Source organism: Rhodococcus sp. NPDC080181 (assembly GCF_040702225.1).
In the GTDB taxonomy this organism is placed as follows: domain Bacteria; phylum Actinomycetota; class Actinomycetes; order Mycobacteriales; family Mycobacteriaceae; genus Rhodococcoides; species Rhodococcoides fascians.
This window is the reverse complement of record NZ_JBFBKN010000014.1, coordinates 44,555-55,881: the sequence shown is the minus strand read 5'-3', so window position 1 is coordinate 55,881 and position 11,327 is coordinate 44,555. Positions and strand designations below refer to the sequence as shown.

Below are 11,327 nucleotides of genomic sequence, written 5' to 3'. Positions count from 1 at the left end.
TCGGTGAGCACCTCGGTGGGCGACGTGGGAGGTAGGTTGCGCACGCGCCTGGGGGACAGCGGCGCGTTGACCGACAAGCCCGATTTCGCGCTGGTAGGTGTGCTGAGGGTTCCGGAAATCGAATCCAGCCCGTGGAGCGCGATCTACAAGCGGGTTCTGATGGCGTTGGGGATTCTCTTTCTCGCGGCGTTCGTCGTCTACCTCGATCGCGACGGCTACAGCGACAATCAGAACGGCGAGCTGTCGTTCCTCGACGCGTTCTATTACGCGACGGTGTCGTTGTCGACCACCGGATACGGTGACATCGCGCCGATGAGTCCGTCTGCGCGTCTGGTCAACATTCTGGTCATCACCCCCTTACGAGTCCTGTTCCTCATTCTGTTGGTCGGCACCACGCTGTCGGTTCTCACCGAGCGGTCTCGACAGGCATTCAAAATTCAGCGATGGAGACGCAGCGTGCGCAATCACACCGTGGTCATCGGTTTCGGTACCAAGGGCCGAACCGCAGTCGACGCGATGCTCGGCGACGGAGTCTCGGCCTCGGACATCGTCGTGGTCGACACCGACCAGACCGTGCTCGACGCGGCCTCGGCGATGGGTCTGGTCACCGTCCACGGCTCGGCCACCAAGTCCGATGTGCTTCGGCTCACGGGCGCTCAACATGCCGCGGCCATCATCGTGGCGACCAATCGCGACGACACGGCGGTCCTGGTGACGCTGACGGCCAGGGAAATCGCTCCGAAGGCCAAGATCGTCGCCGCGATCCGAGAGGCCGAGAACACGCACCTGGTGCGCCAGTCCGGCGCGGATTCGGTTGTCGTCTCGTCCGAAACTGCGGGTCGGCTGCTCGGTATCGCCACGTCCACACCGTCCGTCGTGGAGATGATCGAGGATCTTCTCACCCCGGAGGCAGGCTTCGCCGTCGCAGAGCGAGAGGTGGAGCGGGACGAGGTGGGCGGTTCACCGCGTCATCTGGCCGACATCGTGTTGGGAGTGGTCCGCGGCGGCAAGCTGTTCCGGGTCGGATCACCCGAGGTCGACGCGATCGAGGCAACCGACCGACTGCTGTACATCCGTCGCGTGGCCGACTGAGCAGGCCCAGTAGGGTCGTGAGCGTGCCGAATTTTCAGCTCGTCCATCCACCTCGACTGTCTCGATCACCGCTCGACCGGGCCGAGGAATTGCGCCGCGACACAGCGGCACTGGCCGCCGGTTGGTCCACGGCTCGCATACTCGACGTGGACGGTCGCGGCAGATTCGCAGTGGACGACGGTGGTCTGGTCTTCGTCGACGCCGCAGACGTGGCCACGGAACCGACCGAGGACGCGGTCTTCCTCGGAATTCATGGCGACCGGCACCTGTGGACCCGACGCGTCGAACTACTTCAGGGCACGCTGGGAGACCTGCGAACCGACGGCGAGCGCCTCGACAGTGTGTCGCTGTCGATGGTCACCGGGGCTCTGGCCATCCTCAATTGGCACGCCAGTGCGCGGTTCAGCTCGCTCGACGGCGCTCCGTCCGTTCCGTCGGCTGCAGGCTGGTCGCGGACCAGCACGTCCTCGGGTCACGAAGAGTTTCCGCGCACCGATCCTGCGGTGATCTGCCTGGTTCACGACGGCGCGAATCGAGTGCTGTTGGCGCGCGCACCGATGTGGCCCGAACGTCGGTTCTCGGTGTTGGCCGGATTCGTCGAGGCCGGCGAATCGCTGGAGACCTGTGTCGCGCGGGAGATCAAGGAAGAAGTGGGGCTGGACGTATCCGGCATCGAATATCTCGGCAGTCAGCCGTGGCCGTTTCCGCGTTCGGTGATGATCGGCTTCTCGGCCGTCGCCGACCCGGATCAGCCGCTCGCGTTCCAGGACGGCGAGATCGCCGAGGCGCACTGGTTCGAGCGGACCGAGGTCGTCGCCGCCCTCGAACTGGGCGACTGGGGATCGGAGTCGACGTCTCGATTGCTGCTTCCCGGATCCATCTCGATCGCTCGCGGGATGCTGGAGGCGTGGGCAGCGACGACCTGACGCTCGATCAGAGCGACAGAGCGCGCTTGACCTCGGCGAGACTGGGGTTGGTTGCCGTCGATCCGTCCGCGAACTGCACGGTGGGCACGATGTGGTTTCCGTTGTTGACGCTGCCGACCAACTCGGCGGACTCGGGGTTCTGCTCGATGTCGATCTCGGAGTAGGCGATTCCCGCCTCGTCGAGCTGAGTCTTGAGCCGGCGGCAGTACCCGCACCAGGTGGTGGAGTAGACGGTCAGCGCGGCCGGGGTCTGTGGGGTGTTCTCGGTAGTGGTCACGGAGACAGTCAACAGCAGGGCGCAGGTGATTGTTCCGTGACGGCGGCCTCGGCGAGTCTCGGCGAGTCTCGGCGGCGTCGGGCCCGGACATCGCTGTCGGTAGGCACTGACACAATGGACCCATGGCTGACGACGCGATGACTGCCGGTCTCGATCCGGAGCAATCCGCGGCAGTGCTGGCCCCTCGCGGTCCGGTCTGTGTGCTCGCCGGGGCCGGAACGGGCAAGACCCGCACGATCACTCGACGCATCGCGCATCTCGTGTCCGCGGGGCACGTGTCCTCCGGCCAGGTATTGGCGGTCACCTTCACCGCGCGGGCGGCCGGTGAGATGCGCGGCCGTCTTCGAGAACTCGGCGTCGGGGGAGAGGGACCTCCGGTGCAGGCTCGTACCTTCCACGCTGCCGCGATGCGCCAGCTCAAATATTTCTGGCCACAGGTCGTCGGCGACACCGGGTGGCAGTTGCTCGACCGTAAGTTCACCGTGGTCTCGCAGGCGGCGAACCGAGCCGGCGTGTCCACCTCCACCGACGCCATCCGCGACCTCGCGGGCGAGATCGAGTGGGCGAAAGGCTCGTTGATCGCCCCCGAGGACTACCCGCGCATAGCGGCGAGCAACCGACGCGACGTTCCCATGGACGCAGCCAAGGTCGCTGCGGTGTACGCGGGTTACGAAGAACTCAAATCTCGCGGCGGCGACGGCATGTTGCTCGACTTCGACGATCTGCTGTTGCACACCGCCGCGGCGCTCGAAGAGCACTCCTCGGTGGCCGACGAATTCCGAGAACGTTATCGCTGCTTCGTCGTCGACGAGTATCAGGACGTGACGCCGCTCCAACAGCGGGTTCTCGACGCCTGGGTGGGCGATCGTGACGACCTCACCGTCGTCGGGGATGCGAATCAGACGATCTACTCGTTCACCGGAGCGTCCCCTCGCTACCTGCTCGACTTCTCTCGCAAGTATCCCGAGGCCACGGTTGTCCGTCTCGAACGTGACTACCGATCGACACCGGAGGTCGTGTCGTTGGCCAATCGCGTGATCGGTGCCGCGCGGGGTCGCATTGCGGGCACTCGGCTGCAGCTGATCGGTCAGCGTGATTCCGGTCCGGAGCCGGAGTTCTTCGAGTACGACGATGAGCCCGCCGAAGCGGACGGAGTGGCACGCGCGGTGAAGAGGTTGATCTCGAAAGGCGTCGAGCCTGCCGAGATCGCAATTCTGTACCGCATCAATGCGCAGTCCGAGGCGCACGAGCAGGCCCTGACCGAGCTGAAGATTCCCTATCAGGTTCGCGGCGGCGAGGGTTTCTTCACTCGACCCGAGGTGCGGCAGGGAGTCAATGCACTGCGCCAGGCTGCGGGCCGAGACGATCTACCCGACGGTTCTCGTGCCGGGGACGGCCTGACCGGTCTGGTTCGGGCCGTGCTGGCTCCACTGGGGTTGACCGCTACCGAGCCGACCGGTGCGCAGGCGCGGGAGAAGTGGGCCTCCCTGGGAGGTCTCGTGCAACTCACCGAGGAATTGTTGGTGCACGACCCCGAACTGACCCTCGACTCACTACTCGGTGAACTCGCGGCTCGCGCCGAGGCGCGACATCCACCGACGGTGCAGGGCGTGACGCTGGCCTCGCTGCATGCGGCGAAGGGGCTCGAGTGGGATGCAGTGTTCATCGTCGGGCTTGCCGACGGAACGCTGCCGATATCTCACGCGATCGGCAACGATCCCAGTGCGAACAACGAGGCCGCCGTCGAGGAAGAGCGTCGCCTTCTCTACGTGGGTGTCACCCGGGCGCGGGTCCACCTGCACCTGTCGTGGGCCCTGGCCCGTAACGAGGGTGGGCGCAAGTCGCGTCGCCGCTCCCGATTCCTCGTCGGATTGGTGCCCGAGGATTCGCCCGCGTCGCGCATCGCGGCACCCGCGGCCAAGAGGTCGGGGCCCAAGTGCAGAATCTGCGGTAAGCCGCTGATCGGGACGTCGGCCACGATGCTCGGACGATGCGATAGCTGCCCGTCCAACGTGGACATCGCCCTGCTCGACGCGTTGAAGTCGTGGCGCCTGGACAAGTCTCGTGAACTCAAGGTGCCCGCATACGTCGTGTTCAGTGACAACACGTTGACTGCTATCGCGGAACAGCAACCGCAGGACGAGCGTGGACTCGTTGCGATACCGGGAATCGGGGCCAAGAAGCTCGAGCGCTTCGGCGAGGACGTGCTCACGGTGGTGCGGTCCTCCGACCGGTAACCGTCTACCGAACAGACGCCGTAAAACTGCTGGTCAAAAATAACTTGTGCAGATCTCGGCGGGGGGCTTAGTCTGTTTCTCGTGTCGCGGGAGACCGCACACTGCCCAGTCCGCCCACGAGACCAGAACAGGAGCTGAAGAACATGATCGACACATTCGACATCGCCGGTGCAAGAGCAACCGTCGTGCTCAGCCCTGTCTGCGGTGCAACGCCCTTCGGCGATGCGCTGGTCGGTACGCCCGCTGCTGCGGCCGTAGCCGCCGGCTCGGTTGCGCAGACGTGGATTCGTCCCACCGCTTTCGGCCCGATGCACCAGTCCGCATCGGAAGCCCTCGGGTCGAATTCCGCCCCCGGCGTCCTGGCGTTGGCAGCACCCGCTGTGTACACCCATCGACGTCACCGCGCACCACGCGCGTCCGTGTTCGACAGCAGATACCGACTTCACTGTAGGTAGACGCTTCGATTTGCCCACCAGGCCACGGACCCGCACTCGCGGACCGTGGCCTTTGTCGTTCAGGTAGATCCTCTACCCGAGCGTGAGGCCGACATGGTTCGCATCACCCCTCGAACCGATAACGACGCCGCACGAAAAGTAGAGGAGACCGACGTGTCAACCGCCACGATCCGGACGACATGCCGACCAGAGTCCGAAACCGCCTACGCAGCAACAAGTTTCGCCGAATCGGCGGAGCTCGAGCTGTCGGTGCCTTGCCGAGCGGCGAACCCCGACATGTGGTTCGCCGACACCCCTGCCGAATTGGAGCAGGCCAAGGCGCTGTGCGCCGAATGCCCCATCCGCCGAACCTGTCTCAGCGCCGCATTGGATCGCGCCGAGCCATGGGGCGTATGGGGTGGCGAGATCCTGGAACAGGGTGTTGTCATCGCACGCAAGCGTCCTCGCGGACGGCCACGTAAGAACGCGGCATGAAGCTCGATCCGGAGGTCCGGCTTCACCGAGTGATTCACTCGGTGAAGCCGGGCAACCATTCCGTCAGAATTGCCATGTACGGCGCATAGGCGTCGAGCTGCGCGCAGATTCCCACCAGGCCACCCAGTACCCGGAAGATCATCACGTACTCCGGCGGCATGTTCAGCGAGCGAACGGTGCGGAACTGTGCGCTGTTGAAATCGGCTGCGGTGCCTGCCGCTTTCTGCAGCCACGCCCGAGTGAAGTGAAACGACTCGGTGTGAATCGGGTCTGTGAACGGGCGAAGGTAATCGGCAATTTCCTTCTCCGTCACCGTGCGACCCGGCACCACGAAGCCACTTTCGGTGCACAGTTCGACCAGTTCGTCGAACTTGTCGTCACGAGCGAGTGCGACCATCCGGCCGAGGACCGGAGGCAGGCCGTCGGGCATCGGAGCACATGCCCCGAAATCGATGACGCCCATTCGGCCGTCGTCGAGCATCATGAAGTTTCCCGGATGTGGGTCCGCGTGCAACAACTTCGCGCGTGCGGGAGACTCGAACGCGAACCGCGCGAGTAGTTCGCCGGCTCGATTACGCTCGTCCGCAGTTCCGTGCGCGATCACATCGGCCAGGGGTCTGCCCGTCATCCATTCGCTCACAACCACTTTCGGGGCGCTGGCGACGATCTTGGGTACCGCGAACCGAGGATCGCCCGCGAATTCCTTGCTGAAGGCGCGCTGATTGGCTGCCTCGATGCGGTAGTCGAGCTCGTCCTCGGTGCGCGCCGTCAGCTCTTCGAGCACGGGCTTGACGTCCGTACCGGCGAGCACCGTACTGAACAGATTCGCGAAACGAGACAGAGTCTTGAGGTCCGACCGCAAGGCGTCGTCCGCACCCGGATACTGGATCTTGACCGCGACGTCGCGCCCGTCCGCCCACGTAGCTCGGTGGACCTGGCCGATGCTGGCCGAGGCGATAGCGGTGTCGTCGAAACTCTCGAACCGTGATCGCCACGCCGTACCCAGTTGTTGATCGAGTACGCGATGCACCGTCTTGGCCGGCATGGGCGGGCCCTGAGCCTGCAGCTTCGTCAGTGCCTCACGGTAGGGCTCCGAATACTCCTCGGGGACGGCGGCTTCCATCACTGACAGCATCTGACCGAGCTTCATGGCCCCGCCTTTGAGCTCTCCGAGTACGGAGAAGAGTTGCTCGGCTGCTTTGGCGGCCATGTCCGCGTCGATCTCGTCGCGGTTTCCGCCGGCGAGCTTCTTTCCGAAGCCCATCGCGGCACGTCCGGCCATTCCCAGGGGAATGCTGGCTAGTTTCGCGGTACGAGTGGATCCACGGCGCGGTATGTCTGACACAGCTCCATCATGGCTGAACCTTCCGACAAATGCTCGGACCGGTGAAACCCTGGCCTCGACGGCCGAGGTGGGCGGGTGGTCGAGTGACCGTGTCGTCAGTACCAGCAATCGCAATGCGGATGTCGCGTCCACTGTCTTTTGTGCACGGACGTACCGGTGGCCGCGAAACTCAGCTCCATCGTGCAGTCGGTGGTTTCGGGCATCGTTCCGTCCGTGCGATCGATGAGGGTTTCGAGTTGCGCGAACGCGAACGCCGCCGTGGCCAACACCGTGGCGGTACTCGCCTGGCCCACCGTGCCGAGCAGATGTGCGGACAGGTGCGGCCACTCCGGGTCGAGATCACAGCGGGTGAGATCGGCGCAGCGCAGGCAACTCGTCTGTCCGGGCACCACGAACGGGCCGACGATTCCTTTCCCGTCCCGCAGTCGCACCTGCAGGTGCGGGATCCTTTTCCGCACCAGATCGGTCACCAGGCGAGGCTCGGCGACGAGGTCGTCGGTGAGCACGACCACGTCGTACTGCCACGAGTTCACGGCGAGGTGCGGATAGCGTGTCGGGGTCAGGCTCGTTCTGGTCACCGCGACACTGGTGCGCCGCAACCCGGCGGTCAGCGCATCCGAGAGCGGCCCGCGGCCCACGAGATGCACGGAACGAATGTCGCGCAGTTCACTCGACGGAGCGTCCGCGTTGCTCGACGCCGGGCCACTCGTGCCGTGTACGAGCAGGCCCGAATCGTCCAATTCGGCCAGCATCGACGACACTCGGTTCGCGGACAAACCCAACGTCATTGCGTGACAGACGATGTGAGGCCGGGAACGTCCTGCCGCGAGAAGCCGCAGGATCTCGAGTATCGAGCCCGGTTCCGCACCGGGAGGGGGAGTGACGACGACGCTGGTCTCGGGGCTCCACCCCAATTGAACGGTTCCGTCCCGTCGCGGCAGGATGGCCACCGCGGGATCGAGTCGAACGGTCGATGTGATCATGAACCACACTGTGACACTCGGTCCGACGGCAAACGCCCGCTCGGAGCACGTTATCCACAGGGGAAAATAGGCTTCGAGCAGGCGTTCGACGGGACTGACGGCATTGGTGTGCGCCGTCCGGGTTCAGGGTGTGGAAGAGCCCTTGTCCGGATGGTCGTCGCCGTCCTCCGAGGCGTCGTCCGTGCCGTGTTCCGCTCGTTCGGCGGCCTCCTTTGCCTCCATCGCCTCGAGTTGCGCGATGGGGTCGTCGAAGCTGGAGGTGCCGCCGCCGACGACTCGATCGATGAACGCCGCCGGATTGTCCAGGTCGGATGCGTCGGGCAGGAGATCCGGGTGTGCCCACACCCCGTCGCGGCCCTCCACGTCCGCGGCGGCCAGTAGTTGGCGCCACAGATCGGCGGCCTCGCGCACCTTGCGGGGACGCAACTCGAGACCGACCAACGTCGCGAACGTCTGCTCTGCCGGGCCGCCGGAGGCGCGGCGACGGCGAATGGTCTCGGCGAGGGCAACCGCGCCGGGGAGACGGTCGCCGAGTGCGGCCGTGACCACGGTCTCCACCCAGCCCTCCACCAGTGCCAGCAACGTTTCGAGACGTTCGAGAGCGTGCTTCTGCTCGGGTGTGGTCTGCGGCTCGAACGAACCCTGCTGCAGCAGCGCTTCGATCTTCGACGGATCCGTCAGCGCCGACGGGTCGAGCCCGGCAGCGGCTTCCTCGATTGCCGAGAAATCCATGCGGATGCCGCGAGCATATTCCTCGACAGTGGCGAGAACCCGCTGGCGCAGCCACGGGACGTGGCTGTACAGCCGCTGGTGTGCAGCCTCGCGGGCGGCCAGGAACACCAGCACCTCACGCTCGGGCTGTTCGAGACCTTCGCTGAACGACGCGATCGCCGACGGTAGCAACGCGGCCGTGCCCGACGGGCCGAGCGGGAGACCGATGTCGGTGGAGGTCAGGACTTCTTTCGACAGTTGGCCCAGTGCCTGACCGAGTTGCGAGCCGAACGCCATTCCGCCCATCTGGGTCAGCATGCCCATCATCGGTCCGGCCATCTGCTGAGCCTCCGGCGGCAACCCGGAGGTCCACATGCCCGAAATCTGCTCGGCGACCGGATCGCACAGCCGCTTCCAGGTGTCGATGGTGTTGTCGAGCCAGTCGACCGGCGTCCACGCTGCAGTCTTGGTGGCACCGGCAGGCAATGTGGTGGCACCGTCCAGCCAGAGCTCGGCGAGGTGGGCGGCCTCGGTGATGGCCTCACGCTCCCCGGCCGACACCGGGCTGAAATCGCCCATCTGCTGTCGGGCCAATTGCTTGGCGAGGTCGTAATTGACCGGTCCGGCCGACGATCCGCCCGACCCCGCGGCACCCATGCCGCTGAGCATCTGGCCGAACTGGGTGAGCATCTGGCCCAGTTGTGCAGGGTCGAAGCCCTCGGCCCCGAACCCGAAACCGGCGGGGTTACCCGACCCGTCCGGATCCTTCTTCTTGTCCGGGTCGTCGTCGGAAGCACCGAAACCAAAATTGCTCATGGCTCAACGGTACAAGCCATGAGCACTCGGAGCGCGAAAGATCGTCACGCTGACGGCGAACAGAACGGCTTCGTCGCATCGTGCGTCGGGCTCCGGCAGGGGCGGTATCCACGCCGCCGCACGTTCGGATCTAGTGTCTACCGAGTGAACCGAAGGATCGCCACACTCGTCGCAGCGCTGGTACCGGTCGTGGTGCTGGGCGTCACCGGCTCGGTCGTCACCGTTCCGTTCGCGGCACTCGGCCCCGGGCCGACCTACAACACTCTCGGTGACGTCGACGGCGTGCCCGTAGTCCAGATCGATGGCACCGACGTCGACCCCACCGCAGGCCATCTGAACATGACGACGGTGGCCGTGCGGGATCAGCTCAATCTTTTCGAGGCTCTCGGGTTCTGGGCCAGTGGGCGTCAGGGACTGGTCCCTCGTGAGGAGGTATACCCACCGGACAAGTCGAAAGAGGAAGTGCAGGAAGGTAATCAGGCCGATTTCGAGCAATCGGAATCCAGTGCCGAACTCGCCGCTCTGCATCACCTCGACCTCCCTGTGTCACTGTCGGTGACGAGCGTGGCCCAGGACGGCCCCGCCGCAGGCGTGCTGAACATCGGAGACACTCTGGTTGCGGTGGGCGGCACCCCCGTCTCGACGGCAGGCGCGGTTCGCGAGGCCGTCAGCGCCAAGGCACCCGGCGATTCGCTCGACATCGACTACGTGCGTGATGGTGCCCCTCGTACGGGTTCCGTTGTGCTCGGGGCCAGGCCGGACGACCCGTCCAAGGGATATCTCGGTGTGACGCCCGAGGAGCAGCCCGACGTTCCGTTCGACGTGAAGTTCAATCTCGCCGACGTCGGTGGTCCGTCCGCCGGCTTGATGTTCAGCCTCGCGGTGGTGGACAAACTGAGTCCCGGCGAGCTGAGCAACGGCGAATTCGTGGCGGGAACCGGCACGATCGACGCAGCGGGAACGGTCGGCCCCATCGGCGGTATTCCCTACAAGCTGATAGCAGCTCGTGAGGCAGGGGCCACCACGTTCCTGGTGCCCGACGCCAATTGTGGTGAGGCGCAACAGAACGTGCCCGACGGTCTGCGCTTGGTGCGAGTCGAATCGCTGGACAACGCGATCGACTCGCTCCGAGCGATCGGGTCGGGCGAAGACGCTCCGACCTGTAGCTGACCCGCTCGGTCGTATTTATTCGTCGTCGACCACATCGAACGTCGCGTACAGACCGTGGACGACGTTGGGTGCCAGGTCCTCGGCGATGCGAAGGTCGATGGGAGCGAACGGATCGGCGTCCTCGTCCGGATGCAGTTGCAACAACGTCAACGACGGCCCGTCCTTGAGCACTGCCACGATCAGCCGCGCGTCACGCTTCTCGGGATGGTTCTCGGCGGCCGATCGCGCCGCGTTGTCGGCCGCGTCGGGATCTGCGAGAAGCGGCATCAGCGCATCGTCGAGTGCCGACTCCGCCGCCGGGGGGAGTACGACGATCTCCTGGACGAGTGCGCATCCCACGACGCCCTCGGGCCACGTCGACGTGGCGAGGAATTCGTCGAGGGCGGGGGAGCCGCCGGTGATGTCCTCGGGCAACGAATGTTGCTGGATCGGTGTGAGTGCAGCACCGTCGGCCAGATCGTCGAGCAGGCCGGGTTCTGCCGCGGCGAGGGCAGCGGTGGGCACCAGCGCGAACATCTGGGGCGATTGGCCCCACCCGCCCGCGTCGACGAAGTCCGCCACCTCACGCGCGCACCGCGCCAATGCCTCGGCGATGCCGGGTCCGCCCGACTCGGGGTCGAAGTCGTCTCCGAAATGTTCCTGGCCGGGCAGTCCGTCACTGTCGTTGCTCACCGCACTATCCTCGCATCCGAATGGTTCCACGAATGTCGATGCTCCTGACCTGCGATCCGGCGGGGCCGCAGTACGGGCGTCACAGCCGTAGGATCAACGTACGTACAGTAGGGCGAAACGGACATGCGGCGCACGCGAGGTGCGCCGTGACAGTCATCTGCGGCGCCAT

General features: G+C 65.4%; 11 protein-coding genes. 6 read left to right on the top strand and 5 right to left on the bottom strand.

What is annotated here, in order from left to right; translation table 11 throughout:
* The first annotated feature begins 24 nt into the window (after positions 1 to 24).
* Positions 25 to 1,092: a TrkA family potassium uptake protein gene (locus AB0O58_RS17035; RefSeq protein WP_027496550.1), complete on the top strand. Its 1,068-nt coding sequence runs from the start codon at positions 25 to 27 to the stop codon at positions 1,090 to 1,092.
* A gap of 23 nt (positions 1,093 to 1,115) precedes the next feature.
* Entirely contained in the window at positions 1,116 to 2,018 is a 903-nt protein-coding gene (gene nudC / locus AB0O58_RS17030; RefSeq protein WP_032370929.1) for an NAD(+) diphosphatase, read from the top strand.
* 7 nt (positions 2,019 to 2,025) lie between these two features.
* Here nudC and AB0O58_RS17025 read toward each other — a convergent pair whose 3' ends face one another.
* Positions 2,026 to 2,295, bottom strand: coding sequence for a mycoredoxin (locus AB0O58_RS17025; protein WP_366238520.1), 270 nt, complete (start codon positions 2,293 to 2,295; stop codon positions 2,026 to 2,028).
* Positions 2,296 to 2,417: 122 nt separating this feature from the next.
* On the opposite strand from AB0O58_RS17025, the gene AB0O58_RS17020 reads away from it, so the two are divergent.
* The 3 genes from AB0O58_RS17020 to AB0O58_RS17010 all read left to right on the top strand — a co-directional run bounded on the left by AB0O58_RS17020 (position 2,418) and on the right by AB0O58_RS17010 (position 5,461).
* Positions 2,418 to 4,532 carry an ATP-dependent DNA helicase UvrD2 gene (locus AB0O58_RS17020; RefSeq protein WP_032366325.1) on the top strand — a complete coding sequence of 705 codons (2,115 nt, stop codon included), beginning with the start codon at positions 2,418 to 2,420 and terminating at the stop codon, positions 4,530 to 4,532.
* Between the two features lie 143 nt (positions 4,533 to 4,675).
* On the top strand, positions 4,676 to 4,987 hold the full coding sequence (locus tag AB0O58_RS17015) for a hypothetical protein (RefSeq protein ID WP_032366326.1): 312 nt from the start codon (positions 4,676 to 4,678) through the stop codon (positions 4,985 to 4,987).
* A 153-nt stretch (positions 4,988 to 5,140) separates the two neighbouring features.
* The gene (locus tag AB0O58_RS17010; protein WP_032401423.1) at positions 5,141 to 5,461 is read left to right on the top strand and encodes a WhiB family transcriptional regulator; all 321 of its coding nucleotides are present in this window, start codon (positions 5,141 to 5,143) and stop codon (positions 5,459 to 5,461) included.
* 34 nt (positions 5,462 to 5,495) lie between these two features.
* On the opposite strand, the gene AB0O58_RS17005 is transcribed toward AB0O58_RS17010, so the two are convergent.
* From AB0O58_RS17005 to AB0O58_RS16995, 3 genes are all read right to left on the bottom strand, one after another.
* Positions 5,496 to 6,806 (bottom strand): AarF/UbiB family protein, encoded by a 1,311-nt coding sequence (locus AB0O58_RS17005; protein ID WP_032366327.1) that lies wholly within the window; start codon positions 6,804 to 6,806, stop codon positions 5,496 to 5,498.
* Positions 6,807 to 6,901: 95 nt separating this feature from the next.
* Entirely contained in the window at positions 6,902 to 7,789 is an 888-nt protein-coding gene (locus AB0O58_RS17000) for a hypothetical protein (protein ID WP_032372873.1), read from the bottom strand.
* A 123-nt stretch (positions 7,790 to 7,912) separates the two neighbouring features.
* Complete coding sequence (locus AB0O58_RS16995; protein ID WP_032366328.1) at positions 7,913 to 9,316, bottom strand: zinc-dependent metalloprotease; 1,404 nt, start codon at positions 9,314 to 9,316, stop codon at positions 7,913 to 7,915.
* 144 nt (positions 9,317 to 9,460) lie between these two features.
* Between AB0O58_RS16995 and AB0O58_RS16990 the strand changes: the two genes are divergently transcribed.
* A complete protein-coding gene (locus AB0O58_RS16990; protein ID WP_032366559.1) occupies positions 9,461 to 10,486 on the top strand; it encodes a PDZ domain-containing protein in 1,026 nt (341 codons plus the stop codon).
* A 15-nt stretch (positions 10,487 to 10,501) separates the two neighbouring features.
* On the opposite strand, the gene AB0O58_RS16985 is transcribed toward AB0O58_RS16990, so the two are convergent.
* Entirely contained in the window at positions 10,502 to 11,080 is a 579-nt protein-coding gene (locus AB0O58_RS16985; protein WP_155288788.1) for a PPA1309 family protein, read from the bottom strand.
* Positions 11,081 to 11,327 lie beyond the last annotated feature (247 nt).